Below are 26,540 nucleotides of genomic sequence, written 5' to 3' on the forward strand. Positions count from 1 at the left end.
CGATAGGGTTTGCGAACGGGAGAAAATGACCATCGCTTCCAGAACTGAACGACATCAGGAGGCGCTATCCGCGTTCGGCGATTTCGTCCTCGACAATGCCGACCTCGACGACATTCTTACCGAGGCGTGCCGCCGTGTGGCGCACGGGCTTGATGTCACCCTTGCCAAGGTGATCGAGATCGATCGGAACGACGACACCGGACTGGTCCGCGCCGGGATCGGCTGGCGCCCGGGGATCGTCGGGCAAGAGCGTGTGAGCCTGTCGGAAAAATCGTCAGAGGCGTACGCTATCGAGAAAGCCGAGCCGGTGATCTCCAATGACATTTCCGAGGAGGACCGGTTTAAGTTCCCGCAATTCCTGATCGATCATGGTGTCGTGGCGCTGGTCAACGTCCCGATTTTCTTGCCCGGGCGTAAGCCATTCGGCCTGTTGCAGGTGGACGCGCGCGAGCGGCGCGAATTTGGCGGCGAAGACATCACTTTCCTGAAAACCTACGCCATGATCCTCGGCCCAGTCATCGATCGCCACCGGACCGTATCAGCGCTCAAAACCTCTGACGAACGGCTCAAGTTGATAGAGAATGCGCGCGCTTACGTCATGATCGTCAGCGACACCAACGACCGCATTACCGATTGGCTCGCAGGGTCACAGGATATCCTCGGCTGGTCACCCGAGGAGGCAATCGGACAGCCAGCCGCAATAATTTTTACCGACGAAGACCGCGCTGCGAACGTGCCCCACGAAGAACTGGCGCGCGCAGCGGCAACCGGATCAACAGCAGACCGTCGCTGGCATCAACGGCGCGACGGTTCCCGCGTCTTTCTGGATGGGCAGATGATCGCGGTAAAGGATGCCAGCGGCACGCCGACGGGTTACTTGAAAATCGCGCAGGATGTGACCGACCGGGTGCAGATTGAAGCGGCGCTCAGGGAAAGCGAGAACCGGCTGCGCCAGTTCGGCGAAGCGTCGCAGGACATCCTGTGGATGCGCGACGCGCAGACCCTCCAGTGGCAATACCTCACGCCGGCGTTCGAGAGCATTTACGGAATGTCCCGGCATGACGCCCTGGAGGGCAATGACTTCGACAACTGGATCGCAATGATCCTTGAGGAGGACCGCCCGCTGGTGCTCGACGCCATCGACCGCGTTCGCGCCGGTAAGCATGTCACGTTCGACTACCGGATCCGGCGCCCTGCGGACGGCTCGATCCGTTGGCTGCGCAACACCGACTTTCCGATCACCGACACGCGCGGCAAGATCACGCTGGTTGGCGGGGTGGGCCACGATCTGACCGAATTGCGCGAAACAGAATTGCGGCTCAAGGTGCTGATGGAGGGCATCCCCCAACTCGTATGGCGCGCCGACAATCAGGGAGACTGGACCTGGTCCAGCCCGCAATGGAGCGAATATACCGGCTATTCGATCGAAGAGAGCAAAGGCGATGGCTGGCTTCAGGCATTCCATCCCGATGATCGTGAGGCTGCACGCAGCGCCTGGAACGAGGCGGTCCGCACGGGCAGTTTCGCAGTCGAGGCGCGTATCTGCAATGCGTCCACGCAGGAATATCGCTGGTTCCAGACCCGCGCGCTACCGGTTCGCAATGATCGCGGGTCGATCATCGAATGGCTGGGCACATCGACCGATATCCATCAGCTCCACGAACTGCAGGGCCGACAGCAGGTGCTGGTTGCCGAACTGCAGCACCGCACGCGCAATCTCATGGCTGTCGTGCAATCGATGTCGGAAAAGACGGTACGAGCCAGTGCCGACCTCTCCGATTTCAAGGAACGCTTCGGACATCGGATCGCGGCGCTTTCCCGCGTGCAATCCCTGCTATCGAGACTGAACGACAGCGACCGCATAACCTTCGATGAATTGATCGATGCCGAACTCAATGCGCTCGACGGCCGGGCGGGTCAGGTTACGCTCGATGGTCCCGGCGGGGTGCGCTTGCGGTCCTCGACGGTGCAAACCCTGGCAATGGCGCTGCACGAACTTGCCACGAACGCGATCAAGCACGGCGCCCTCAGCCAACCTGCGGCAAAGCTCCGTATCGGCTGGGCGCTGCTTAGCGACACCGACAGTGAATATCCTCTGCTTCAGATCGACTGGCGCGAAACGGGCGTGGCGATGCCGCCCGATTTCGCGGAGCGGGCCAGCGGCCATGGTCGCGAGCTGATCGAATACGCGCTGCCATACCAACTCGATGCCGAGACGAGCTTCGCTCTCCATCCGGACGGTGTTCACTGCACTATTGTGCTGCCGGTATCGGCGCGCTGATATCTTGAGGAAACAACACTGAATGACCGCGCTCCCCCTGAAGAATTGCCGAATTCTGTTGATTGAAGACGAATACCTTCTCGCCACCGAGATGCGTGATGAGTTGCAAGATGCCGGTGCAATCGTGGTCGGTCCGGTGGCAGGGCTGTCCAAGGCGCTCACTCTGATCGAGGCGACCAAGGTCATCGATGGTGCGGTGCTCGATGTGAACCTGCGAGGCGAAGCGGCCTTCCCTGCAGCCGAAGTTCTGCAAGACCGCAAGGTTCCCACGCTGTTCGTAAGCGGCTATAATCTCGATATTATTCCTGAGCGGTTTGCTAAAACCCCGCATTGCGAAAAGCCGGTTGCGGCCCATCGGGTGATCGAAACTCTGATCCGGACGATGCAAGAGCCATAGCGTCGCACGACATCACCGAAATGCATTGACTTGCGCCACGTCCGCGATATTTCGATATTTCTCGAAAGGTGGTGTGATGGACGCTCTCGATCCTCAGGACTGGGCCGTGGATGCTCTTGGCGCGCTGGCGCATGAAACGCGGCTGTCGGCGTTCCGATCGCTGGTTAAGGCCGGACCGCAAGGGATGATTGCAGGTGCGATTGCCGAACATCAGAGCGTGCCGCCCTCCACCATGTCACACCATCTGGCGACGCTGGAGCGCGCTGGCCTTGTTAAGGCGACGCGTGAAAGTCGGCTGATCCGCTACCGCGCCGATTTCGCCGGGATGCGCCGCCTGCTGACCTTTTTGATGCAGGATTGCTGCGATGGCGCACCCGAGATGTGCGGCAACCTGCTGACCGAACTTTCCTGCGCTGCGGAGTAATCGCATGAACACCGACATCATCATCTACCACAACCCGAATTGCGGCACGTCGCGGAACACGCTGGCGATGATCCGCAACGCCGGGATCGAGCCGCATGTGGTGGAATACCTCAAGACCCCGCCTTCGCGCGGGCTGCTCGAAAACCTTATCGCGCGCGCCGGGATCACGCCCCGCGCTTTGCTGCGCGAGAAAGGCACGCCGTTTGCCGAGCAGGGACTGGATGATCCTGCGCTGTCCGATGCGCAGCTGATCGACGCGATGATGGCGCATCCGATCCTGATCAATCGTCCACTCGTGGTTTCGCCGCTCGGCGTAAAACTGTGCCGCCCGTCCGAAGCGGTGCTCGATCTGATCCCCGCCGATCAGCGCGGCGCTTTTGCCAAGGAGGACGGCGAACAGGTTGTCGATGCTTCCGGGCAGCGCGTGACATGAATCAGACCCTCGCCGCTCCCGCACCCGCCGCCTCGCCGCTCGGCACATTCGAACGGTTCCTTTCGTTGTGGGTGCTGCTGGCGATACTGGCCGGCCTCGCTCTCGGATTGGTCGCTCCCGGTGCGGTCGGCGTGCTGGCGGGGCTCGAATATGCTTCGGTCAATCTCGTGGTCGCGGTGCTGATCTGGGCGATGATCTATCCGATGATGGTCGGCGTCGATTTCGGCAGCATCAAGGACATCGGACGCAAGCCCAAGGGGCTGGTGATCACGCTGGTGGTCAACTGGCTGGTCAAGCCGTTCACGATGGCGGCGCTGGCGGTGCTGTTCTTCGATTACCTCTACGCCGGGCTGATGAGCGAAGCCGACGCCGATCAGTACATCGCCGGGCTGATCCTGCTGGGCGCTGCGCCCTGCACCGCCATGGTGTTCGTATGGTCGCAACTGACGCGGGGCGATCCGGCCTATACGCTGGTGCAGGTATCGGTGAACGATCTGGTGATGATCGTGGCATTTGCTCCGCTTGTGGCGCTGCTGCTGGGGGTGACCGACATCGTGGTGCCGTGGAACACGCTGCTGCTGTCGGTGGCGCTGTATGTGGTGATCCCGCTGGTCGCCGGAGCGCTGACCCGGCGGCAGGTGATCGCCGCGCACGGCGGCGATGAGGCGGCGGTCGATGCCTTCACTGCGCGATTGAAACCGTGGTCGATCATCGGCCTGCTAGCGACGGTGGTGCTGTTGTTCGCATTTCAGGCGGGCACGATCGTGTCCAATCCGCTGCTGATCGTGCTGATCGCGATCCCGATCATCATCCAGTCCTATGGCATGTTCGCGGTCGCCTATGCCGCGGCAATGGCGTGGAAGGTGCCGCACAATATCGCCGCGCCCTGCGCGCTGATCGGCACGTCGAACTTCTTCGAACTGGCGGTGGCGGTTGCCATCGGGCTGTTCGGCCTCTCGAGCGGCGCGGCGCTGGCGACCGTAGTGGGTGTGCTGGTGGAAGTGCCGGTGATGCTGTCGCTGGTCGCCTTTGCCAACCGCACCCGCGACCGTTTCCCCGCCGCCTGACCGGAAGCACAGCGATGACCCGTCTGCGCCCCTTGCCCGATCCCGATCACTTGCCCGCACTGCGCCGCGAATATCTTCATCGCAACCCGGCGAGCAGCCTCGGCGCGATCGATCCGCCGCCGCGCATTCTGCTGCTCTACGGCTCGCTGCGGGAGCGTTCCTTTTCGCGTCTCGCGGTGGAGGAGGCTGCGCGGCTGTTGCAATTGTTCGGCTGCGAAACACGCATCTTCGATCCGTCGGACCTGCCGCTGCCCGATCAGGTGAGCGGCGACGATCACCCTGCGGTGCACGAACTGCGCGAACATTCGCTGTGGTCCGAAGCGCAGGTGTGGTGCAGCCCCGAACGCCACGGGACCATCACCGGGATCATGAAAGCCCAGATCGATCACCTGCCGCTGGCCTACAAGGGCTTGCGCCCCACGCAGGGCCGCACGCTGGCCGTGATGCAGGTCTGCGCCGGTTCGCAAAGCTTCAACACCGTCAATTCCCTGCGCGTGCTGGGCCGCTGGATGCGGATGGTTACCATTCCCAACCAGTCGTCCATCGCCAAAGCCTACGAGGAATTCGACGAAGCCGGGCGCATGAAGCCCTCACCCTATTACGACCGCATTGTCGACGTGATGGAGGAACTGGTGCGGTTCACCGTGCTGCTGCGTCCGCACGCTGATCAGCTCGTCGATCGCTATTCCGAGCGGAAGGAGCGCGACGAGCCGGTGGCAACGCCGGTGGAGGATGCCGATATCGCTTCGATCTGATATCGCGGAGACGTTCGGTCACCCGGAACAGAGGCTGCGTCGGCACCGCACCCTTCGCACTTGCAGCAATGGCCGACTTCGCATATTGCCCGCATCTATTCGCCGGACCCGGATCTTTCCGGGTGGCTCGGCCCGGCGCCTATCCCCGGGATAACCTTTTCTTCTCGTTCGATCCGCTTCCTGCATCGCGGCCAAGATAGCCAGCGCGCCGGATTTCGCGGGACGTCAGGTTGCAAGCAAGGTCAAACATGCCAAATTTCGAAACCCTCAAGCGCGAGTGGTTGTCCAACCCGCGCGGTGACATTCTGGCCGGGATCGTCGTGGCGCTCGCGCTCATTCCCGAAGCGATCGGCTTCTCGATCATCGCCGGGGTCGATCCGCGCGTCGGGCTTTATGCCTCGTTCTCGATTGCGGTGATCATCTCGCTGGTTGGCGGCAGGCCGGGCATGATCTCCGCCGCCACTGCAGCTATCGCGGTGCTGGTGCTGCCGCTGGTGCGCGATCACGGCGTGGAATACCTGTTTGCCGCCACCATCCTGATGGGCGTGATCCAGATGATTGCCGGGTTCCTGCGATTGAACCTGCTGATGCAATATGTCTCGCGCTCGGTCATCACCGGGTTCGTGAATGCGCTGGCGATCCTGATCTTCATGGCGCAGTGGCCCGAACTGACCGGCGTGCCGGTGCTGACCTATGCGCTGGTCGCAGGCGGCCTCGCGATCATCTACCTGTTCCCGTACCTGACCCGCGCCGTGCCGTCGCCATTGATCGCAATCGTGGTGCTGACCTTGCTGGTTTACTACACCGGCTTCGATGTCCGCAGCGTGGGCGACATGGGCGAACTGCCGACATCGCTGCCGATGTGGCTGATCCCCGACGTGCCGTTCACATTGGAAACGCTCCGGATCATCCTGCCGTTTTCGGCAACGATGGCAGCGGTCGGGCTGCTGGAATCGATGATGACCGCGCAGATCGTCGATGATTTGACCGATACCCCGTCGGACAAGCAGCGCGAGATGAAGGGTCAGGGCATCGCCAACTTCTTCACCGGTTTCCTCGGCGGCATGGGCGGCTGCGCGATGATCGGGCAATCGGTCATCAACGTGAAGTCCGGCGGTTTGACCCGGCTTTCCACCTTCGTGTCCGGCACGTTCCTGCTGTTCCTGCTGATGGTGCTGGGCGGACTGGTGGCGATCATTCCGATGGCCGCACTGGTCGCGGTCATGATCATGGTGTCGATCGGCACGTTCTCGTGGCGGTCGATCAAGGATATCCGCTATCACCCTTGGCAATCATCGGTCGTGATGGTGGTCACGGTCGTCGTCACCGTATGGACCCATGATCTTGCGCAAGGTGTGCTGTCGGGCGTGATCCTGTCGGGCCTGTTCTTCGCCAGCAAGGTGAAGCGGCTGTTCACCGTGGAATCGCAGCTTTCAGACGACGGCCTGACCCGTCACTATCAGGTCTCGGGGCAGGTATTCTTTGCCTCATCGGATAACTTCGTGGATGCCTTCGACTTCAAGGAGGTGCTCGACCGGGTCGTGATCGATGTCAGCGATGCGCAGTTCTGGGATATTTCGGCGGTCGGCACGCTCGACAAGGCGATCCTGAAGTTCCGGCGCGAAGGCACGGCGGTGGAGATCGTCGGCCTCAACGAAACCAGCGCCGCGCTGATCGAACGCTATGCCACGCATGACAAGCCCGGCGCCGACGCGCAGCTGGGCGGGCACTGATGGGAGAGAGACCAATGGAACGCATCCTCGCCGCAATCGACGCGTCTGCCCACGCGACCAGCGTGTGCAAATACGCTGTCTGGGCGGCAGAGCGCCTGTCGCTGCCAATCGAACTGCTCCACGTGGTCCAGCGGCAGGACGCGGTCGCCGCGCGGCGCGATCTGTCGGGCGCGATCGGGCTCGGCGTCAAAAGCGACCTGATGGAAGAACTGGTGCGATTGTCGGAAGAAAGCAGCCGCGCCGAGATCGAAAAAGGCCGCGTGCTGCTGGCTGCGGGCGAGCAGATCGTGCGTGAGGCCGGGGTGGACGATGTCACCACCCTGCACCGCCACGGCGGCGTTGTGGAAACCATCCTCGAACGCGAGGAGGATGCGCGGATCGTGGTGCTGGGCCGGCGCGGCACCGATCACGAATTCGCGCCCGAGCATATCGGATCAATGATCGAACGGGTGGTCCGATCCAGCATCAAGCCGGTGATGATCGTATCGCGCGCCTATTCGCAGCCAGAGCATGTGGTGTTCGCCTATGACGCCAGCCCCGCGGCGAAACGCGCGCTGGAACGGCTCGCCAATTCACCGCTGTTCGATGGCCTGCCGGTCACTATCGTCATGGCCGAAGCATCGGGTGAGACCAAGCGCGCCGCGCTGGCGGAGGCTGAGGCGGTGTTCGCGCCCGGCCACCCGGTCAGCAGCGTGGTCGACGCCGGCAAGGCCGAAAAGGTCATTCCGCAGGTCATGGGCTCGGTCAGCAATCCGCTGCTGTTGATGGGGGCCTATGGCCACTCGCCGATCCGCAACCTGATCGTGGGCAGCACCACCTCGGAAATGATCCGCACCATCCATGCGCCGGTGCTGCTGGTGCGGTAGGACGGCGCAGCGCGTCAGGCCAGCCACGCGGCGAGATACACCGCCACCAGCACGATCAGTCCGGCCCCTGCGCTGAACTGGCTGAACAGGCGCAGGATCAGCAGGTCGCCCGCCCTCACCCGCGAAACTAACCCTGCCCGGCAGCGCGCTGCGACAAAGCCGCTGCCGATGGCGGTCAGCCCCGCGTGAAGCGCGCCGTATAGCGACAAGGCCACCACGCAAGCCGCATAGGCGTGGCTGGTCGCAGGCGCGGTCAGCAGCGACGGGATCAGGCCGAAACCTATCGCGCTCGTAGCCCCACCTGCCGAGGCAATCGCCAGCCACCAACCTCGCGCCCTGCCCTTCCCCTGCCGGTTGGCACCAACGGCACCTTGCGAACCCAGCGCCGCCGCACCGAGGCCCGCAAGGATGAGGGCGGCGACCAGCCAGTCGGGCGCGATCATTGCCACAGGCGGCCAGTCCGACACGCGCGACAGCAGGAACACATAGCCGAACAATAGCGAGACAAGCAGCGTCGCATCGAAGACCAGCGTGAACACCATACCCCACCAACCCGGCGACTGGTCACGTGCAGGATGGGGCAGAAGCCTGTGCCCCTTGCCGATGTCGACCGGTTGCGGGTCCTCGCGCAGCCCGCTTTGCCACAGCCAGCGCAGACAGACGCCGACCAGCACCGCCGCCAGCACCGCCGAACCGGCGTAGAAACCAAACAGGAAACATCCCGCCGCGCCGAACAGCGCCAGTGCGGCCAGCAGCGGCAGGAAAGTCGGCCCAGGCAGGATCAGCACGTAATCCGGCCTGCCATCCAGCGCATCAACGGCCAGAGTCTCTCGCTGGCCCGGAACCGTCGGCCCGGCGAGGAAGCCCGCCCCTCCCGCGATGCAGACGGGAAGCTCCGGATCCTTCCACAGCGGGTCGCGCCCGGTCACTTCGGGCAAGCTGGCAAAGTTGTAGGCCGTCGCCGGGCTCGGCATGGCCCATTCGAGCGAAGCGGCCTTCCACGGATTGGTCGTGACATGCGGAGCGAACCGCCATTGCACCAGCATATCCAGCAGCACGAGCGCAAAGCCGACCGCCAGAATGAACCCGCCGATCGAGGAGACGAGGTTGGGCACCTCCCACCCCAGCCCTGCGGCATAGGTGTAGACCCGGCGCGGCATCCCCAGCAGCCCGGTCAGATGCATGATGAAGAAGGTCAGATTGAAGCCGGTGAACACCGTCCAGAATGCGAACTTGCCCAGCCCGCGATCCGACTTGCGCCCGGTGAATTGCGGCGTCCAGTAATACAGGCCCGCGATCACCGGGAACACGAACCCGCCCACCAGCACATAATGCAGATGCGCAACCACGAAGTGGGTGTCGTGCACCTGCCAGTCGAACGGCACCACCGCCACCATCACCCCGGTCAGCCCGCCGCTGACGAAGATGAAGAAGAACCCGAAAATCCACAGCATCGGCAGGCTCAGCCTGGGCCTACCTTTCAGCAAGGTCGCGAGCCAGGCGAAGATCTGCACCGCGGTCGGGATCACCACCAGCAGGCTCGCCGCCGAGAATATCGCGAGGCTGAGATGCGGGATGCCGGTGGTGAACATGTGGTGCGCCCACAGCCCGAAGCTGAGGAACGCCTGCGCAATCAGCGCGCCCACGATCCACGAATAGCCGACCATCGGTCTGCCGCAGAACACCGGCAGGATTGTCGATACTACCCCGGCGGCCGGCAGGAAAATGATGTAAACCTCCGGATGGCCGAACAGCCAGAACAGGTGCTGCCACAACAATGGATCGCCGCCGCGGGTCGGATCGAAGAACGGCAGGCCGAAGGCGCGCTCAAGTTCGAGCAGGATCGAACCGAGGATCAGCGGCGGAAAGCCCGCCAGCATCATCGCCGCCGTCACCCACAGATACCATGCCAGCAGCGGCATCCGCATCAGTGACATGCCCGGACTGCGCACTTTCAGTACGGTCACCATGATCTCGACCGCAGCGCAGACCGCCGAAATCTCGACCACAGTGATCCCGACCAGCCAGATGTCGGCATTGATGCCGGGAGAATAGGGCTTGGACGACAGCGGCGTGTACATGAACCACCCGCTATCGGGCGCGACCCCGGCCAGCAGCGCGCCCAGCAAGGTCAGCCCGCCCAGCAGATAACACCAATATCCGAAGGCGCTCAGGCGCGGAAAGGCGAGATCGCGTGCGCCCAGAAGTTTGGGCAGCATATACAGGGCAAACCCCTCGATCAGCGGGATCGCGAACAGGAACATCATCACCGTGCCGTGCATGGTGAAGACCTGCGCGTAATCGGCGGCATCGAGAAATTGCGTGCTCGGCCCGGCCAACTGCGCGCGGATCAGCATCGCCAGCACCCCGCCCACCAGGAAGAATGCGATCGCGGTCAGCATGAAGCGGATGCCGACGACGGTATGATTGGTCGCCGCGAACCTGCCGAACCGGCCCTTTGGCGGCGAATACAGGTCCTGCATTTCGTAATGCAGGCCAAGCGCGTGCCCATGATCGGCGGTTTGCTGCGGTTCTCCGCTCATGAAATGCCCAATGCCTCGAATACCCGATCCGTCCAGCGTTCGATGATGTCGCCCGCCGGAGCGCTGCGTTGATCGAGCACCGGCAGCGGCGCGGCCTCGACATTGTCAGCTGCGGCCAGCGCGGCGGCGTAATCCGCAGGCGGATGGGCGTGCACCTCGAACTGCATATGGGCATGGCCCTGCCCGCAATATTCCGAACATTGGCCGTAATAGATCCCGGGTCGGTCAGCCTGCAGCCGAAGCCGATTGAGCCTGCCCGGAACAGCATCCATCTTGCCGCCGAGCCGCGGCACCCAGAATGAATGGATCACATCCCCGCTGGTGATGGCGACCGTAAATTCACGGCCCGCAGGAACATGCAGGACGCCGTCCGATTGCTGTCCGCCGGGATAGGCGAAGCGCCATTCCCAGCGTTCGGCATGGACCCGGATAACCTCGGCGCCATCCTCACGCGCAAGCAATTGTTCGCCGCGCAGAAAGGCAAACGCCATCAGCGCGCTGAGCGTCAGCGCCGGGAAGATCAGCCCCCACCCCACCAGAACGCGCCGGGTGGAGAACGCCCGCTCCCGATCGCGGGTGGCCATCGCATAGATCGCGGTCGCCATCACGCCGGTTACGATTGCGGTCGCGCTCCAGAACATGATGAACCACAACGCTTCAACCCGCTCGGCCGCTGGCCCGGCAGGGTCGAGCGCCGAATAGACACCCGAACAGGCCGGCAGGGCGATGAGCGGGGGGATCAGCGCGGCGAGCCGCGTCGTTCGTCCGTAACCTGCGCTGATTCCGTGTGTTGAAGTGGCATGGCCCGACTCGACGAAGCAAAGGACCTCGGCGTCTCCTCGCGTATCGCGCTGGCCGGTCACCCGATCCACGCCATGCTGGTGACGTTCCCCATCGCCCTGATCGTGGCGACATTGGGCGCGGATATTTTCTGGTGGCTGCTGGCCGATCCATTTTTCGCCCGCGTGGGTCTGTGGACCAGCGGCTGGGGCTTCGGCATGGGCGTGCTTTCCGCTGTTGCCGGCACGGTCGAGCTGCTCGCCGGGCCGGGCATCCGCCGCAATCCTGCCAGCTGGAGTCACGCGGTCGCCGCCATGACGCTGCTCGCGGTGATCGGAGCGAACTGGGGTTGGCGCCTGCCCGATCCCGAAGCGGCGATCATGCCGTGGGGCCTGCTGTTGTCGGCAGGCGGCCTGGTGATGGTCGGCATTGCAGGCTGGCAAGGCGGAAGGCTGGTGTTCGAACATGGCGTCGGCATCATTGTCGATGAGAAAGCTGAGGTGCAGAAAGAGCCGGAGCCGGATCTTCCGAACGTTTCAGAAAGCCCGGCTCGCTGAGCCATTCGGGCAAGATGTCGTTGTTCAGAGCAGGCTTGGCCAGCACGAGGTAGAAAATCGCGCACGCCGCCGCGCCCACGGCAATGACAATGATCCTGATGCGCAGCGTTGGCTGCTGTGCGCCTTCTTCCGCCAGATGGGTCAGGACATAGGCGTATTGCACATGCGCCACAGCCAGCACCGCCACCGCCGCCAGTTTCGCGAACATCCACGGGTGCAGCGCATCGCCGACGAACAGCAAGGCGCTGCCCGCCGCAACCGCGATGAAGCCCGCAGGCGAAACAAGCCCCATGTAAGCGAACCGACTCGCCATGCGGATCCGGGCGAAGTCCTGCTGGTCGCGAACGGTGCTGTGGCCCACGAGCAGAGCGGCGAGGTAGATCAGCCCGGCGACCCAGATGGCAACGCCGCAAATATGAATGAACTTGAGCCACAGCATCGCTCAGGCCGCGATCCGGCGGCGGGTGTGCGCGACAAGCCGCATCATCGGCGGCCACGCAGCCAGGATGGTCAGCGGAAGGCTGCCGACCCACATGATCAGCCCGGCAAGCTGCTGATCCTCTAACACCCCGAAACCGAGGCTCTGGGTGGTCAGGAAATGCGGGGCATAGAGCGCGCGGGGTGCGAATGTCAGGATCGCACCGAGCATTCCCATCTGCATCACCATCGCCGCGATGACGAAGAAAACAGTTGTGGGGAGCAATTCCTCACGGGCCAAAGCGCGCCATAGCAGCATGGCCGATCCGAGCAGTGCGAACTGACCGAACCAGTATGCAAGATCGCTCGACAGGGCCAACTCATACGCCGCCGGAAGATGCCACAGCCAGAACACCGCGAGATGAACGCTCAACGCCGGGACGAGCGGCACACGGTTAAGCCGCAGCGCGTCGGCCAGCAGCGGCGCCGCCCCCAGCACGATGACGAGATGATGCACCGTTCGTGCCGAAAACAGGCCTGCGCTCAGGGCACACAGGGGCGAGACATAGGCAACTGCGAGTAATCCGATACCGATCCGGACGCGCAGACCGTGGCGGTGCAGACCCAATGCCAGCAGCGCCAAGCCTGCTAGCACCACCGGATCGAAATTCCATGCAGCAAGGATTCCGCCGGGCTCCGGGGCCGGACCGCAATAGGGGATGTAACCCAATGCTCACCCTCCTTCGCGAATTGTGCAGCGCTCTGGAGCATCAGCAACTCTGCATCGGCGCCGCGTTCGGCACCGAGACAGGATCAACGCTCCAGAGAGCGAGTCACCGGTTCCTGAGTGCCAGTCCCGCCACGCCAGCGGCGATGGCCACCCCCGCCAGCGATGTGAAGGGATAGCTGCGAAGCGTGGTGTAAACGCTCGTATGGCGCATGTGCTGTTCGCCATAGCGGTCGCCGCGCCCGCCTCCGGTGTGGTACCCGCCGCTCTTCTCGCGCTTCGGCTCGTCCTTGTTGATCGCGGTCTTGAAGAAGGCGTAGGCGAAGACCTGATCGGCAAGATTGGGGAGAAACCGCGAGAACAGCGTCATCGCCCGCCCTGCCCCGCCGACGATCATGTCGCGCGTCGGATGCTCGGCTGCGCGGCAAATCGCCTCTGCAACAATATCGGGTGAATAGACCGGCGGCGGCACCTTGGATCGTCCGTCCATTTGGTTGAGCGCATGCTCGCCAAACGGGGTGTTGATCCCCGAAGGCTGGATCAAGGTGACCGAAACCGGCGCATCTTCGTCAATCAGTTCAAGCCGCAGCGAATCGATATAGCCTTTCACCGCGTATTTGCTGGCGGTGTAGGACGACAGCACTGGCGCGGGCATTTGCGAGGAGATCGACCCGGTGGTAATCAACGCGCCGCCGCGCTGCTTGAGGTGCGGCAGGGCCTCGGTCGCGCAGTGGACCACACCCCAGTAATTGGTGTCGAACAACTGGTGGTGATCCTCGTCGCTCAGTTCCTCCAGCTTGGCATAGGCCCCGACCCCGGCGTTGCTGACCCAGGTATCGAAACCGCCATGGCGCTCGATGACGGTCCGGACCGCGGCCTTCACATCCTCGCGCTTGCCGACATCTGCGCTGATCGTATCGCAGCGCCCGCCCTCGGCACGGATTTGCTCCGCCGCCGATTTCAGGCCGTCCTCGTTGCGGGCGATGATGACAACATTGGCACCGCGTTCTGCAGCGTGCCGTGCAGTTGCCAGCCCGATGCCGGACGATCCGCCGGTGATGACGATGGTCTGTTCTTCGAGGGGCTTCAGCTTCATTGATGGCTCCATCACGTTCCAGATGTGTCCTGCTGCCCGAAGGCTTCTCCGGCCCACAGCAATGCGGACCCGCGCGCGGGCAACCAGGGGCGCCGACAGGATTACCCGCCGCGCAAAGCAGCGGAGTTGGTCATCGGCAGGGCGTGAAACGAACTAAGCCTGCGGTCGCGCCGCTCACCATAACCTAGGTCAAAGGGGTGGCTCGCTGTCGCGCTTGTGGGGTCTTTCAACGATCCGGCTGGCTGGACCGCAGTAGGGCCACACGTCCGACTTGGCGTGGACGGCGCGCTGGGCTGAGAGGATCGGATACTAGCGGATCTTAACCATCCGCTGGAGAAATTCCGAGGAGCCGCGCTATGCTACGCCCTTGGATACCGTGGCTCGGGCATCAACCGAACCTGCATTCACAAACAAAAAAAGCCCCAGTTTCCCGGGGCTTTTTATTGATTGTTCGAGCTTTGGATTAGCGGCTGCCGAACAGAAAAACGATGTAGGTCCACATAAGAAACTCCTATCAGCTGCAGGTGCTGTAGGATCGTTATAACACATGGTTAACCTTAATCAACTGTTAACTACGTTCTTCCTTAGGCCCATCATTTTCAAAAGATCGGGCATTGAGATGGCTCGAGAAAACAGGAAACCCTGAGCCTGATCGCAGCCCATCGCGCGCAACTCGGCAGCAACTGCTTCGGTTTCCACACCCTCGGCCACGACAACCTTGCCGAGCGAATGCGCGATCTCGATGGTGGCCCGCACAACAGCGCGGCTCTCCTCCGAACGGGCCATCTGCTGGACGAACTTCTTGTCGATCTTGAGCTCGGAGCTGGGAAGCTTCTCCAGATATTCCATATTGGATTGCCCGGTGCCGAAATCATCGATCGAAAGGCCGATGCCGCGCTGTTTCAGCGCCGCGATCTGCGGCGCGATGAGCTGGTCTTCCAGCTTCGCGGTCTCGGTCAGTTCGAGTGTGAGGTTTGCTGCAGGAAAGCCGAGCCGGCCCATGATCGTCATCATTTCGAACAACAGGTGCGTGTCGCTCAGGCTCTTGGCCGACATGTTGATCGCCAGCTTGAAGGCCGGATCGATTGCAATCGCCTGCCTGCCCTCCGACAGTGCCGCCTCCATGACAATCAGGGTGAGCTCGTTGATCCGATCGTTGGCTTCAGCCGCCAGCACCAATTCCTGCGGGTTCACGTATTCTTGTCCGTCGGGCTTCCAGCGGATCAGCGTTTCTGCGCCCACAATGTGTCCGGTCGCCAGATCGATCTTCGGTTGATAGGCGACCCCGACAGCGCGTTCGCGCAGCCCCCGCTCCAACACACGGACGATCTCGAGCCGATGATTGCGCGCCTCCAGATATGCGGCATCATTGATAATGAAGCGCGCACCGCGTGAGGCCGCATCGTCTGCCGCCTGCATGGCCTTCTTGATCCGCTGTCCAACCGGCAGGGCATAGTTCGTATCGATACCCAGAGCAGGCGCGCTGCTGGTCGACTGCCAATCGTAACTGATTGCAGTCTTGAGCATCGTCGAAAGCCCGTCCGCGTGGCGTTCCAGGCTGCCTACCTCCATGCGCGGTGCGAACCACACGAGGACATCACGCTCGAACGCGACGTCACCTGCGTCGCCCGGCCCTTTAACGTAGGTAATCAGGGTGTTGACGAATTCGCCTAATTCGCGCGCACTCCAGTCTTCGGAGATTTCGGACAGGTTGGAAATCTTCAGCGCGTAAATATCCCGTTCGGCATTGGTCTTGTCGAGGCTCAAGGCCGAGGTGGTCATCGCATCGACCTCGCTGCTGTAATACTTCTTGGCTAGCCGATGAAAACCGATCGTTGCGCCGATTAAGGCGAGCATGGCCGACATGATGTCGATGCTCACGAGAAACTCGTCCATCAACAAAGCCAACGGTGGCAATCCGCACGTCGCAAACCACAGTGGTCGTTTCGACCGCGAACGCGCAACTGCGTGGGAGAGAATGGCGAACCCTGCAATCAGAAGTGCGGGAAACCACATCACATCGACCGGTGCGCCGCGCTTGAGCGTATGCGCGCCAAGGATGTGGAAATAACTACCCGGAACTCGCCCAAGGAACGGCATGTGAAAAAAGTCAGCTGAAGCGATGTAGCTGTTTCCGATCACAACGCTTTTGCCTTCAAGTTCGGAAGCCGGAATCCGTTGCCTAAGGATATCGGCATAGCTGAAAGTAGGCACGGTCGTGACATCGAAAGCGAAGTCAGGGCGATAATTGATGCTTCTTCCGCCATAGTCGGCCAATAGGGCCGAGATTGATTGGTAGGCCTTCCCATCAACTTCCACCTCAGTCGGAAAAGTGACCGACAAGCGAAATGGGCTACCCAACCCGGTCATGGCCGCAAGCGCGACATGCTCGCGGAACTGCTCCAAGGGCACGATCTTCTCGCTCTCGAAGAAGCCCAAGGAATGATACGGCGACACCCCCAACCACACACGGCCCTTATGCCGCGCCAGCGTACGTGCAAAATGGGCATCGGAGGCGGGGGTTTCGGGATCTGCATGGGCACGGTCGAAAACGATCTTGTCCACGCCGGAGGCGACCAGTCGATCGATCAGTGCGCTGTCGTCAAAGCGCGAAGGCAATGGTTTGCCGAGCTCGTTCAGCGTGGCGTCGTCGACTGTAACCATGATGATGTCCTGCGGCGCAGGTCTTGAACGCAATTTCGCCCGCACAGCTCGGAAACCATCCTCTGCCGGCAGCGGCAGATCGATAGCAGCCGAAACAAGGCCAAACAGGATAGCGAAAATGGCGATCTTGATGCGCTTACGCTTGAGTAGCGCCTCGCCCGAATTTTGATCCGGCTGATCGTGGGCTTCATCGTGCACCACTCCGCCGTCGCCGGAATTGCGACGAAAAATTCCTTTCAATGATGCCAAAGATGAAATCATGGCGCGCCCGGACTATGTGAACCCGGGTTTGGCTCTAGGCAAGAATGGTTAATTCATCGCGAACGATACCGGCGCGCCTAGCGGCCGGATCTGGATGAAGCGCCGGCAATGCGTAGCGCGGACGCTTTAAACGACCTGTCCGGCGAATAGTCCCAGCGCGATGGTCAGGCCGCCCAGACCGATTGACAGGTGCGTTCTGAGCCGCATGAAGTCCTTCGACGCATAACCCAGAGCACGATCGATGAGGGGCGAGAGCAAGATCAGCGCGCCGAGGTAAAGCAATGCCGGTCCGGGCCATTCCCAGCCGAACGTCCACGGCAGGAACAGCGCCACCGCCAGCAGGCTCGGCATGACAGCGACCAGATAGATGCCAGCCGAAGACCTGCCGGACTGCACTGCCTGCCCCCACCACACGCCCCCAAGGAAACTGAAGATCGCGGCGGCATAGGCGAACCCGCCCGCAAGCGCGGAATATCGCCATTCATGCCCGGTCGCGACCATGGTAAGGCAGATGATCTGCGGCAGGAGCCCGGCATATCCGAGCAAGCGAGCGGCGGGAGACAGGCTGGTAGCCTGCGGGGTTGGTGATCCGTCCATGGGGCGACAAACCATGCCGGGCCTTCGGGTTCCCGCGCGCTTGCTCAGAACCGGCATTTGCGACAGGAATGCCCGCATGAACCTGTTCGACCTCACCGGCCGCACGGCCATCATCACCGGGGGCAATGGCGGACTGGGTCTCGCAATGGCGCGCGGGCTGGCCAAGGCGGGCGCCAATGTTGCGATCTGGGCGCGCAATCCTGACAAGAACGCCGCCGCACGGAGCGAACTGCAGACGTTGGGAGCGGGCGAGATCATCGCGCTCGCCTGTGACGTATCGGAGGAAGACGAGATTGCCTCGGCAATGGCGAGCACTCTCGCCGAATTCGGGCGCGTCGACGCCTGCTTCGCCAATGCGGGCGTTTCGGGCGCAGGTACTGCTATCGCCGACATCACCGCCGACGGGTGGGATCACACGATGGCAATCAACACCCGCGGTGCGGCGCTGGTCTACAAGCACGTGTCGCGCCACATGATCGAGCGGGCAAAGGCAGGCGAGGCGGGCGGAAAGCTGATCGCCACCTCATCGGACCAGTCGATCATGGGGGTTAACCGTTCGTCCGATTATGCCGCCTCCAAAGCGGCCCTGAACGGCCTTACCCGCGCCGCTGCATTTGAACTCGCGCGGCACCAGATCACCGCCAACGCACTGCTTTTCGGCTATTACGAGACCGATATCACCGCGAAGGCCGATCCGCGTTTCGGTGAATGGATCGCGCGGCGGATCCCGCTACGACGTCCGGGCGATCACGCCGGGCTGGAAGGGTTGGCGGTATTCCTTGCCTCCTCTCATAGCGATTACATCACCGGGCAATGTCTGCCGGTAGATGGTGGTTTATCCATTTCTTGAACCTATCTCGGTCGAATGACACGGTTTCAGCCGGAACGCAGTTCGGGCCTATCCGTTTCGCCGCAAAGCCTCTCGTAAATGGAACGATCCCGCCTTGGCCGACGACGATATCCCCGACTTCGACAACCTGCCTGAAGACCGCGCCCGCCAGCGCGCCGTGCCATCCGGTCGGATTGCGCGTTTCGGCACCTTTGGCCGGCTGGTCGGCGGTGTAGCAGGCGGAATGGTGGCCGAGGGCGCGCGGCGCCTCGCCAGCGGTGAAGGCATATCCACGCGCGACCTCATCCTCACCCCCGGCAATGTCCAGCGCCTGACCGATCGCCTGTCGCACCTGCGCGGCGCGGCGATGAAGATGGGGCAGATGATCAGTCTGGATGCGGGCGATTTCCTGCCCGACGAATTGTCGCGGATCCTCGCAACCTTGCGCGATCAGGCGAATTTCATGCCGACCAAGCAACTCGACACGGTGTTGCGCGCTGAATGGGGGCCGGACTTTCGCAAGCAGTTCCGCTGGTTCAACCCGCGCCCGATTGCCGCTGCCAGCATCGGTCAGGTGCACAAGGCGCTGACCCGCGATGGCGAGGAACTGGCGATCAAGGTGCAGTATCCGGGCGTCGCAAAGAGCATCGACAGCGACGTCGATAATGTCATCACGCTGCTGAAGGTGGCAGGCTTCGCCCCGCCCGAACTCGAAATGGAAAAGCTGATGGCGGCGGCCAAGCAGCAGCTACACGAGGAAGCCGATTACCAGCGCGAAGGCGAGCAGATGGCGCTTTACCGGGAGCGGCTGGCGGATACCCCCGGCTTTGTCGTGCCGCGCTTGCACGAAGGGCTGACGCGCGGATCGATCCTGGCGATGAGCTTCGAAGACGGCGTCAGTATCGAGGAACTCGGCAACGAACCGTCCGAGCGCCGCGACGAAGTCTTTGCCCGGCTGATCCGGCTGGTGGCGCGCGAATTGTTCGATTTCGGCGTCATGCAGACCGATCCCAACTTCGCCAATTTCCGCTATCGGCGCGAAACCGGCGAGATAGTGCTGCTCGATTTCGGCGCCTGCCGTCCGGTCGATCCGGCGGTGGCGAACGGGTATCGCAAGATGCTCGATGCCGGGCTGAAAGGCAGCGCGCAGGAAGTGCTTGCCGCCACCATTGAAGCGGGCTTCATGATGCCGATCGTCGCCGAAAAGCACCCCGAGCGCGTGAACCGGATGATCGATATCGTGATAAACGAGATGCGCGAAGATGCGCCTTTCGATTTCGGCGACCGGGCGTTCATCCCGTTGCTGCGCGAGGAAGGTTACGCAATCGCGCAGGACAAGGACACATGGGCCTTCCCTCCGATCGAAACTTTGTTTGTGCAGCGCAAGGTCTCCGGCACGGCGCTGCTCGGAGCGCGGCTGAAGGCAAAGGTGAATATTCGCCGGATCACAGAAGAGGTGCTGGCGACCACTTCCCCTCTACCTGCCCGCGCAGCCTGACCCATTTCGGGTCTACGTCGCACTGAATTGTTTTCGCGCTTTTTTCTTGTGGAGGCTCTGCTATATGCCCACCCATGCAGGGGGCGGGGCATAACACTTTGTCGATTTTGTTCGTGTGTCTGGGCAATATCTGCCGGTCACCGATGGCGGAGGGGGCGTTTCGCGCCGCTGCGATGCGCAACGAGCTGAATTGTAGTGCGGATTCGGCTGGCACGGCTTCATACCATATCGGCAGCCCGCCCGATCCGCGCGCGATCGCGGCAGCTAGCGCGTACGGCGTGGACATCGCTGGCCAGACGGCACGCCAGTTGGAACGCGATGACTTCTTTCGCTACACCCACATCTTCGCGATGGACGAAGCTAACCTTGTCGGCATTCGCGCAAAGGCTCCGCGCGACGGGACCGCAAAGATCGCAATGCTTAACGATGCGCTCGAAGAACGCGTCCGCAAGTCCATCGCGGATCCCTATTACGGCGACGAGGAACTGTTCGCGAAGGTATGGGAAGAGATTGCTGCCGCCGCCGAAGCGCTCGCTGCCCGCTTTGCAAGCGAGGGGCTTAGCGCCCGGCTTTAGCCGCCGCGCAGCAGTTGCACGCCCCAGTCGCGTTCGAACAGGTACAGCAGCAGCCGCGCCGCTTCGCCCCGTTCGCTGGTGAGGCCGCCGTCGCGATCGACCAGTAGCCGCGCGTCGGCGTGGGCAACGGGGAGCAAGCGCTGCACCTGATCCAGATTGGCGATCCGGAAAGCCGCCTCGCCCGACTGCCTTGTGCCCAGCAACTCACCCCCGCCGCGCAGCTCGAGATCTTCCTCGGCGATGCGGAACCCGTCCTGCGTTTCGCGCATCAGCGCCAGCCGCGCGCGGCCCGTTTCGGTCAGCGCCCCGCCGCGCAGCAACAGGCAGGTGGATTTCTCCGCGCCCCGCCCCACGCGCCCGCGCAACTGGTGCAGCTGCGCAAGGCCGAAGCGTTCTGCCTGTTCGATCACCATCAACGTGGCCGATGGGACATCCACGCCGACTTCGATCACCGTGGTCGCCACCAGCAACTTCGCCTGCCCGCTGGCAAAGCGTTCCATGGCTGCGTCCTTGATCTCGGAGCGCAATTGGCCGTGCACCAGCACGACGTCTTCGCCGAAACGCTCCTTCAGCGCCGCATAGCGCATTTCGGCGGCGGCGATATCGGCGACTTCGTTGTCATGCACCATCGGGCAGACCCAGTATGCCTGCTGTCCGCCTGCCAGGTGCCGGGCGACACCTTCGACCACCTCATCCATACGTTCCTGCGGGATCACACGGGTATCGATCGCCTGCCTTCCGGGGGGCAACTCATCGAGGCGGCTCACATCCATCTCGCCATATTGCGCCAAGGTGAGCGATCGCGGGATCGGGGTCGCCGTCATCGCCAGCGTATGCGGCGCACGCCTGCCCTTCCCTGCCAGCGCCAACCGTTGCGCCACACCGAACCGGTGCTGTTCATCTACCACCGCAAGGCCCAGATCCTTGTAGGCGACGGTGTCCTGAAAAATCGAATGGGTGCCGACGAGCAGCTGGATCGATCCATCCATCAGCCCCATCAGAATGCTCTCGCGCTCCCGGCCCTTCGCCCGCCCGGTCAGCAGCGCGATCTCCACACCTGTCGGCGCGAGCATTCGGCGCAAGGTTTCGTAATGCTGCCGCGCAAGGATCTCGGTCGGGGCGAGCAACGCCGCCTGCTTGCCCGCCTCGACCGCGATCAGCATGGCGTTGAGGGCGACCACCGTCTTGCCCGCGCCGACATCGCCCTGCAGCAGCCGCAGCATCGGCGCGTCCTGCGCCATATCGCCTTCGATCTCGGCGATGGAGCGGGTCTGCGCGCCGGTCAGCGCGAAGGGCAGTTGCAGCTTTGCCCACAAACGCCCGTCCCCCACCAACGCCTGCCCCTTGCGGCGCCGCCCTTCGGCCTTGACCAGCAGCAGCGCGAGGCTGTTCGCCAGCAATTCATCATAGGCAAGCCGGTCACGCGCGCGTTCCTCGGTGGTTTCCTGCGCAAGCTGCAAGGCCGCGCTCCATGCAGGCCATCCGCTGCGTTCCAGCTGGCCCGGTTCGATCCATTCGGGCAGATCGGGCAACCGCGCCAGCGCCTGTTCCACCAGCCCGGCGACGCGCGGCTGGGTCAGCCCTTCAGCAAGGCGATAGACCGGTTCGGACAACCGCCCCATCTGGCCTGCGCTGTCCACCTCGACATGATCGGGGTGTACGATCTGTAGCATGTCGCCATATCGGTCGAGCCGCCCGGCGACCCAGCGCCGTTCGCCCACAGGCAGCAGCTTCCTGGCGGAATAGGCCGCCTTGCCGAACCATGTCAGCGCGCAAATATTGCCCACCGCGTCCTGCGCCAGCACCCGGTGAGGCCCGCGGCTGCCGGATCGCGGCGCGCGGTGTTCCACAGCGGTAAGCGCGATGATGACCTGCTCGCCTTCGGTGCCTTCATCCAGATCGGCGATCGACCGGCGACTGACAAACCGTTCGGGCAGGTGATAGGCGACATCCTTCACCCGCGTCAGACCCAGCCGTTCGAGCGGCTTCATCAGCTTCGGCCCGACGCCCTCCAGCGTCTCGACTTCGGCAAACAGCGGATTGAGAGCCTCTGGGCGCATGGCGGTTCGCTATCATCCATCGGGTTGCATTGCGAGTTGAAGCGGCGAAGACCTGTGGCTAGGTGGACAGCATGACCGACACACCGACTTTCGCCCAGCGTCTCGCCCGCGCCAAATTCCGTTCGTGGCATCGCGGCACGCGTGAGGCCGATTACATGATCGGCGGTTTCTACGATCGCTATCATGCCGATTGGGGCGATGCCGAGCTGGCATGGTTCGAGGCGCTGCTGGACGAGGACGATGTCGACGTGATGGCATGGGCACTCGGCTCCGTCCCGCCGCCCGAACATCTCGCCGGGGACCTGCTGGGCGCGATGCAGAAACTCGATTACGTCGACATTCCGCGCTGATCGCGCGCGCCTGCCCGTTCGCGCAACCTTCTGGGGCGCGCGGGGTTTGACTGGATAGACCATGCCCGACCTTAACCGCATCCTGACGGCCAAGGAGCCGCTGACCCTGTCCTCGCTGCCGCGCGGCAGCCTGCCGCTGGTGCTGGCCGATCTCGCGCGGGCGGCGCATGGCGTCAAAGGCGGGCAACGCGCCGTGTTCATCGCGCCGGACGAGGCGGCGATGCGCGCGGCGGCCGATGCGGCGAAGTTCTTCGCTCCCGAGATCGAGGTGCTGACCTTCCCGGCGTGGGATTGCCTGCCCTATGACCGCGCCAGCCCTGCCCTGTCGATCAGTGCGGAACGGCTGGCCGCGCTCCACCGTTTGCAGAACCCGGCGGCAACCGCGCAATTGCTGGTGACCACCGCCAACGCCGTGCTCCAACGGGTGCTGACCCCGTTCCGGGTGCGCGAAAGCGTGCGCGAGTTTCGGGTGGGCACCAGCATCGGCCACGCCAGCCTTGCCGCGCTGCTGACCCGGCAGGGCTATAACCGCACCGACACGGTGATCGACCACGGCGAATTCGCGGTGCGCGGGTCGATCGTCGATATCTTCCCATCGTCGCTGGATGCCGGTTTGCGGCTGGATTTCTTCGGGGACGAGCTGGAAAGCCTGCGGCTGTTCGATCCCGCCACGCAGCTCACCATCGAGCGGATCGATTCGCACCTGCTGCTCCCCGCCTCCGAAGCGCTGCTGGACGAAGACAGCATCAAGCGGTTCCGCAGCCGTTACCGCGAGCAGTTTGGGGCAAACGCCACGCAGGATCCGCTTTACGAAGCCGTTTCGGACGGACGGCGACTGGCAGGGATGGAGCACTGGCTGCCGCTGTTCGAGGAGCGGCTGGCGACCCTGTTCGATCACATCGCGCCGCATGATCTGGTGGTGATCGATCAGGGCGCGCTGGGTGCGGTGGATGAACGGCTGACCGACATTGCCGATTACCATACGCAGCGCGGGCGGATCGCGGGCGAGCGGGCCGGAAGCTACCGCCCCCTCGGCCCCGACGCGCTCTATCTCACCCGCGCGGAGATCGACGCCGCGCTGGCCTCAGCCCCGGCCCATCGCGCCACCGGCTTCGTGTCGGAAAGCACCACAAATCTGGTCGATTTCGGCTTCCGTTCGGCGCGCGATTTCTCGCCCGAGCGCGGGCGCGGCGAAAATGTTTACGAAGCCGCCGCCGCGCATCTCAAGGCGGTTGCCAAATCCGGGCGCAAGCCGCTGTTCGCCGCCTATTCCAACGGCAGCGCGCGGCGTATCGCCTCGATCCTGGAGGAAGCCGGAGCGCCCACGGTACTGGCGGATGGCTGGCAACAGGGGCTCGGCCTTGCGGCAAAATCCAAGGTCGCGGTGCTGGTGCTGCCGCTCGAGACCGGCTTTGCCAATGATACGCTCGAACTCGTCACCGAAGCCGATGTGTTGGGCGACCGGCTGGTACGCCGCAAGAAGAAGCGCAAGGATTCCGACGCCTTCCTCGCTGAACTTCAGGCACTTTCGCGCGGCGATCTGGTCGTCCATGTCGAACACGGGATCGGCAAATATCTCGGGCTCGAACCGATTGCCGTGGGCAAAAGCCAGCATGATTGCGTCGCGCTGGAATATGCGGGCGGGGACAAGCTGTTCATCCCGGTCGAGAATATCGACGTTCTCAGCCGCTACGGCTCGTCCGAACAGGCCGTGCCGCTCGATCGGTTGGGCGGCGAGGCATGGCAGCGCCGCCGCGCCAAGCTGAAGGAACGCATTACCGCCATCGCCGGCGAATTGATGCAAGTCGCCGCCGAACGCGCGCTGAAGCAGGCCACCATTCTGGCGACCGATCAGGCCAGCCTCAACCAGTTCGTCGACCGCTTCCCGTGGTCGGAAACCGACGATCAGGAACGTGCCATCGCCGATGTGCTGGGCGATCTGGAAAGCGGGCGACCGATGGACCGGCTGGTGTGCGGCGATGTCGGCTTCGGCAAGACGGAAGTTGCCATGCGTGCGGCGTTCGTCGCGGCGATGGCGGGGCAGCAGGTGGCAATCGTCGCCCCCACCACCCTGCTCGCGCGCCAGCACTACCAGAACTTTGCCGAAAGGTTTACAGGCTTCCCGCTGAAGGTCGGACGGCTATCGCGGCTGGTCGCGGCCAAGGAAACGACTGAGACGCGCGAAGGGCTGGAAAACGGCCAGATCGATCTCGTCGTCGGCACGCACGCGATCCTGTCCAAGTCCACCAAGTTCAAGAACCTCGGCCTCGTCATCGTCGACGAGGAACAGCGGTTTGGCGTCACCCACAAGGAAAAGCTGAAGCAGCTGCGCGCCGATGTGCACGTCCTCACTCTTACTGCGACCCCGATCCCGCGCACCTTGCAGATGGCGATGAGCGGCCTGCGCGAGCTTTCCACCATCCAGACCCCGCCGGTCGACCGGCTCGCGGTGCGCACCTACGTGATGGAGTGGGACGACATGGTGATGCGCGAGGCCTTGCTGCGCGAACATCACCGCGGCGGGCAGAGCTTCATCGTCGTGCCGCGCATTTCCGACATGGCCAATGTCGAGGAATGGCTGCGTGAACACGTGCCCGAGATCAAGCCTGTCACCGCCCACGGCCAGATGAGCCCGAACGAGGTCGAGGAGCGGATGGGCGCGTTCTATGATCGCAAGTACGACGTGCTGCTATCGACCACCATCGTCGAAAGCGGGCTCGACATTCCCAGCGCCAACACCATCATCATCCACCGCGCCGACCGGTTCGGCCTTGCCCAGCTTTACCAGCTGCGCGGACGTGTGGGCCGGGCAAAGCTGCGCGCCTACGCCTATCTGACACATGAAAAGGACGTGGCGCTGTCCGAAGTCGCGCAAAAGCGGCTGAAAGTGCTCGGCGACCTCGACAGCCTTGGTGCAGGCTTCCAGCTCGCCAGCCACGATCTCGACATTCGCGGCGCGGGGAATCTGCTCGGCGACGAGCAATCGGGCCACATCCGCGAAGTCGGCTTCGAACTGTATCAGGCGATGCTGGAGGAGGCGATTCTGGCCGCCAAGGCGGGCGAAATGGGTCTGGAGCCTGCGCGCGACAAGGTCTCGCCCCAGATCACCGTCGATGCACCGATCATGATCCCGGAAGAATACGTCCCCGATCTTGCGGTGCGCATGGCGCTCTACCGCCGCCTCAATCAGGCCGACGGCCAGCACGAGATCGAAAGCCTCGCCGCCGAGATGATCGACCGCTTCGGCGATCTGCCGCAGCCGACCAAGAACCTGATCCGCCTGATCGAGATCAAGCATCAGGCGGTCGGCGCCAACATCGCCAAGATCGATGTCGGCGCGCGCGGGACGCTGGTGACGTTCCACAGGGACGACTTCCCCGATCCGCTGGGCCTGATCGCCTATGTCGAGCGGCTCAACGAAGGCGGCAAGGAAACAGCGCGGCTGCGCCCCGATATGAAGCTGGTGATCAACCGCGCATGGGGCGATCCGATCAGCCGTTTGAACGGCCTGTTCCAGCTGACCAAGGGCCTGAGCGGGATTGTGAAAAAGGCGGCGAAGGCAAAGAAAGCGGCCTGAGGGTCAGCTTGCCCCGACCACCCAATGCAGTTGCGGCGCCCCACAGTGCTTTG

At 63.1% G+C, this 26,540-nt stretch carries 22 protein-coding genes and 1 other annotated feature; of the genes, 14 read left to right on the forward strand and 8 right to left on the reverse strand.

Features of this window, described 5'->3' with window-relative positions:
- The first annotated feature begins 25 nt into the window (after positions 1–25).
- The 8 genes from Q0L48_RS02900 (at position 26) to Q0L48_RS02935 (ending at position 7,956) form a co-directional block, all read left to right on the forward strand.
- On the forward strand, positions 26–2,281 hold the full coding sequence (locus Q0L48_RS02900; protein WP_296716984.1) for a PAS domain S-box protein: 2,256 nt from the start codon (positions 26–28) through the stop codon (positions 2,279–2,281).
- A 22-nt stretch (positions 2,282–2,303) separates the two neighbouring features.
- The gene (locus tag Q0L48_RS02905) at positions 2,304–2,678 is read left to right on the forward strand and encodes a response regulator (RefSeq protein ID WP_296716987.1); all 375 of its coding nucleotides are present in this window, start codon (positions 2,304–2,306) and stop codon (positions 2,676–2,678) included.
- A 76-nt stretch (positions 2,679–2,754) separates the two neighbouring features.
- Complete coding sequence (locus tag Q0L48_RS02910; RefSeq protein WP_296716989.1) at positions 2,755–3,102, forward strand: helix-turn-helix transcriptional regulator; 348 nt, start codon at positions 2,755–2,757, stop codon at positions 3,100–3,102.
- A 4-nt stretch (positions 3,103–3,106) separates the two neighbouring features.
- The gene (arsC, locus tag Q0L48_RS02915) at positions 3,107–3,535 is read left to right on the forward strand and encodes an arsenate reductase (glutaredoxin) (protein ID WP_296716991.1); all 429 of its coding nucleotides are present in this window, start codon (positions 3,107–3,109) and stop codon (positions 3,533–3,535) included.
- Positions 3,532–4,602, forward strand: a complete 1,071-nt coding sequence (arsB, locus tag Q0L48_RS02920) for an ACR3 family arsenite efflux transporter (RefSeq protein WP_296716994.1) — start codon at positions 3,532–3,534, stop codon at positions 4,600–4,602. Before arsC ends, arsB begins: the two co-directional genes overlap by 4 nt.
- A 14-nt stretch (positions 4,603–4,616) precedes the next feature.
- A complete protein-coding gene (gene arsH / locus Q0L48_RS02925) occupies positions 4,617–5,357 on the forward strand; it encodes an arsenical resistance protein ArsH (RefSeq protein ID WP_296716997.1) in 741 nt (246 codons plus the stop codon).
- Between the two features lie 101 nt (positions 5,358–5,458).
- Positions 5,459–5,513: a sequence feature (sul1 is cis-regulatory element that is thought to sense ions involved in sulfur or methionine metabolism; They are found in Alphaproteobacteria), on the forward strand.
- Positions 5,514–5,605: 92 nt separating this feature from the next.
- A complete protein-coding gene (locus Q0L48_RS02930; RefSeq protein ID WP_296716999.1) occupies positions 5,606–7,090 on the forward strand; it encodes a SulP family inorganic anion transporter in 1,485 nt (494 codons plus the stop codon).
- Positions 7,091–7,104: 14 nt separating this feature from the next.
- The gene (locus tag Q0L48_RS02935; RefSeq protein WP_296717003.1) at positions 7,105–7,956 is read left to right on the forward strand and encodes a universal stress protein; all 852 of its coding nucleotides are present in this window, start codon (positions 7,105–7,107) and stop codon (positions 7,954–7,956) included.
- 14 nt (positions 7,957–7,970) lie between these two features.
- Here the strand turns inward: Q0L48_RS02935 and ctaD are convergent, their stop codons facing one another.
- The gene (gene ctaD / locus Q0L48_RS02940) at positions 7,971–10,499 is read right to left on the reverse strand and encodes a cytochrome c oxidase subunit I (protein WP_296717006.1); all 2,529 of its coding nucleotides are present in this window, start codon (positions 10,497–10,499) and stop codon (positions 7,971–7,973) included.
- Positions 10,496–11,371 carry a cytochrome c oxidase subunit II gene (coxB, locus tag Q0L48_RS02945; protein WP_296717011.1) on the reverse strand — a complete coding sequence of 292 codons (876 nt, stop codon included), beginning with the start codon at positions 11,369–11,371 and terminating at the stop codon, positions 10,496–10,498. The genes ctaD and coxB overlap by 4 nt, the downstream gene beginning before the upstream one ends.
- Between coxB and Q0L48_RS02950 the strand changes: the two genes are divergently transcribed.
- Positions 11,300–11,836: a DUF2231 domain-containing protein gene (locus Q0L48_RS02950; protein ID WP_296717014.1), complete on the forward strand. Its 537-nt coding sequence runs from the start codon at positions 11,300–11,302 to the stop codon at positions 11,834–11,836. The two genes, coxB and Q0L48_RS02950, sit on opposite strands and share 72 nt — an antisense overlap.
- On the opposite strand, the gene Q0L48_RS02955 is transcribed toward Q0L48_RS02950, so the two are convergent.
- From Q0L48_RS02955 to Q0L48_RS02975, 5 genes are all read right to left on the reverse strand, one after another.
- Positions 11,757–12,275: a CopD family protein gene (locus Q0L48_RS02955; protein WP_296717016.1), complete on the reverse strand. Its 519-nt coding sequence runs from the start codon at positions 12,273–12,275 to the stop codon at positions 11,757–11,759. The genes Q0L48_RS02950 and Q0L48_RS02955 overlap by 80 nt on opposite strands.
- 3 nt (positions 12,276–12,278) lie before the next feature.
- Positions 12,279–12,983 carry a cytochrome c oxidase assembly protein gene (locus Q0L48_RS02960; RefSeq protein WP_296717019.1) on the reverse strand — a complete coding sequence of 235 codons (705 nt, stop codon included), beginning with the start codon at positions 12,981–12,983 and terminating at the stop codon, positions 12,279–12,281.
- 103 nt (positions 12,984–13,086) lie between these two features.
- Complete coding sequence (locus tag Q0L48_RS02965) at positions 13,087–14,076, reverse strand: SDR family oxidoreductase (protein ID WP_296717021.1); 990 nt, start codon at positions 14,074–14,076, stop codon at positions 13,087–13,089.
- Positions 14,077–14,637: 561 nt separating this feature from the next.
- Positions 14,638–17,001 (reverse strand): EAL domain-containing protein, encoded by a 2,364-nt coding sequence (locus Q0L48_RS02970; RefSeq protein WP_296717025.1) that lies wholly within the window; start codon positions 16,999–17,001, stop codon positions 14,638–14,640.
- Positions 17,002–17,127: 126 nt separating this feature from the next.
- Positions 17,128–17,598: a DUF3429 domain-containing protein gene (locus tag Q0L48_RS02975; protein WP_296717028.1), complete on the reverse strand. Its 471-nt coding sequence runs from the start codon at positions 17,596–17,598 to the stop codon at positions 17,128–17,130.
- Positions 17,599–17,674: 76 nt separating this feature from the next.
- On the opposite strand from Q0L48_RS02975, the gene Q0L48_RS02980 reads away from it, so the two are divergent.
- From Q0L48_RS02980 to Q0L48_RS02990, 3 genes are all read left to right on the forward strand, one after another.
- Positions 17,675–18,448, forward strand: coding sequence for an SDR family oxidoreductase (locus Q0L48_RS02980; protein WP_296717030.1), 774 nt, complete (start codon positions 17,675–17,677; stop codon positions 18,446–18,448).
- Between the two features lie 94 nt (positions 18,449–18,542).
- A complete protein-coding gene (locus tag Q0L48_RS02985; RefSeq protein WP_296717033.1) occupies positions 18,543–19,925 on the forward strand; it encodes an AarF/ABC1/UbiB kinase family protein in 1,383 nt (460 codons plus the stop codon).
- 98 nt (positions 19,926–20,023) lie between these two features.
- Complete coding sequence (locus Q0L48_RS02990) at positions 20,024–20,500, forward strand: low molecular weight protein-tyrosine-phosphatase (protein ID WP_296717035.1); 477 nt, start codon at positions 20,024–20,026, stop codon at positions 20,498–20,500.
- Here Q0L48_RS02990 and recG read toward each other — a convergent pair.
- The gene (gene recG, locus Q0L48_RS02995; protein WP_296717038.1) at positions 20,497–22,560 is read right to left on the reverse strand and encodes an ATP-dependent DNA helicase RecG; all 2,064 of its coding nucleotides are present in this window, start codon (positions 22,558–22,560) and stop codon (positions 20,497–20,499) included. The two genes, Q0L48_RS02990 and recG, sit on opposite strands and share 4 nt — an antisense overlap.
- Positions 22,561–22,631: 71 nt before the next feature.
- Here recG and Q0L48_RS03000 point away from each other — a divergent pair, with 71 nt between their 5' ends.
- Positions 22,632–22,910 (forward strand): succinate dehydrogenase assembly factor 2, encoded by a 279-nt coding sequence (locus Q0L48_RS03000; protein WP_296717040.1) that lies wholly within the window; start codon positions 22,632–22,634, stop codon positions 22,908–22,910.
- A 61-nt stretch (positions 22,911–22,971) separates the two neighbouring features.
- Positions 22,972–26,487, forward strand: a complete 3,516-nt coding sequence (gene mfd, locus Q0L48_RS03005; RefSeq protein ID WP_296717043.1) for a transcription-repair coupling factor — start codon at positions 22,972–22,974, stop codon at positions 26,485–26,487.
- Positions 26,488–26,540: the final 53 nt, after the last annotated feature.

The organism is Erythrobacter sp., assembly GCF_024305245.1.
GTDB lineage: Bacteria > Pseudomonadota > Alphaproteobacteria > Sphingomonadales > Sphingomonadaceae > Erythrobacter.

Bases quoted from the DNA above. Each gene is read 5' to 3' on its own strand.
- Q0L48_RS02935 (WP_296717003.1), top strand. From the start codon at position 7,105: ATGGAACGCATCCTCGCCGCAATCGACGCGTCTGCCCACGCGACCAGC.
- arsB (WP_296716994.1), top strand. From the start codon at position 3,532: ATGAATCAGACCCTCGCCGCTCCCGCACCCGCCGCCTCGCCGCTCGGC.
- Q0L48_RS02910 (WP_296716989.1), top strand. From the start codon at position 2,755: ATGGACGCTCTCGATCCTCAGGACTGGGCCGTGGATGCTCTTGGCGCG.
- Q0L48_RS02900 (WP_296716984.1), top strand. From the start codon at position 26: ATGACCATCGCTTCCAGAACTGAACGACATCAGGAGGCGCTATCCGCG.
- recG (WP_296717038.1), bottom strand. From the start codon at position 22,560: ATGCGCCCAGAGGCTCTCAATCCGCTGTTTGCCGAAGTCGAGACGCTG.
- Q0L48_RS02980 (WP_296717030.1), top strand. From the start codon at position 17,675: ATGAACCTGTTCGACCTCACCGGCCGCACGGCCATCATCACCGGGGGC.
- Q0L48_RS02970 (WP_296717025.1), bottom strand. From the start codon at position 17,001: ATGATTTCATCTTTGGCATCATTGAAAGGAATTTTTCGTCGCAATTCC.
- Q0L48_RS03000 (WP_296717040.1), top strand. From the start codon at position 22,632: ATGACCGACACACCGACTTTCGCCCAGCGTCTCGCCCGCGCCAAATTC.
- arsC (WP_296716991.1), top strand. From the start codon at position 3,107: ATGAACACCGACATCATCATCTACCACAACCCGAATTGCGGCACGTCG.
- Q0L48_RS02930 (WP_296716999.1), top strand. From the start codon at position 5,606: ATGCCAAATTTCGAAACCCTCAAGCGCGAGTGGTTGTCCAACCCGCGC.
- arsH (WP_296716997.1), top strand. From the start codon at position 4,617: ATGACCCGTCTGCGCCCCTTGCCCGATCCCGATCACTTGCCCGCACTG.
- ctaD (WP_296717006.1), bottom strand. From the start codon at position 10,499: ATGAGCGGAGAACCGCAGCAAACCGCCGATCATGGGCACGCGCTTGGC.
- Q0L48_RS02965 (WP_296717021.1), bottom strand. From the start codon at position 14,076: ATGAAGCTGAAGCCCCTCGAAGAACAGACCATCGTCATCACCGGCGGA.
- mfd (WP_296717043.1), top strand. From the start codon at position 22,972: ATGCCCGACCTTAACCGCATCCTGACGGCCAAGGAGCCGCTGACCCTG.
- Q0L48_RS02905 (WP_296716987.1), top strand. From the start codon at position 2,304: ATGACCGCGCTCCCCCTGAAGAATTGCCGAATTCTGTTGATTGAAGAC.
- Q0L48_RS02950 (WP_296717014.1), top strand. From the start codon at position 11,300: ATGGCCCGACTCGACGAAGCAAAGGACCTCGGCGTCTCCTCGCGTATC.
- Q0L48_RS02975 (WP_296717028.1), bottom strand. From the start codon at position 17,598: ATGGACGGATCACCAACCCCGCAGGCTACCAGCCTGTCTCCCGCCGCT.
- Q0L48_RS02955 (WP_296717016.1), bottom strand. From the start codon at position 12,275: ATGCTGTGGCTCAAGTTCATTCATATTTGCGGCGTTGCCATCTGGGTC.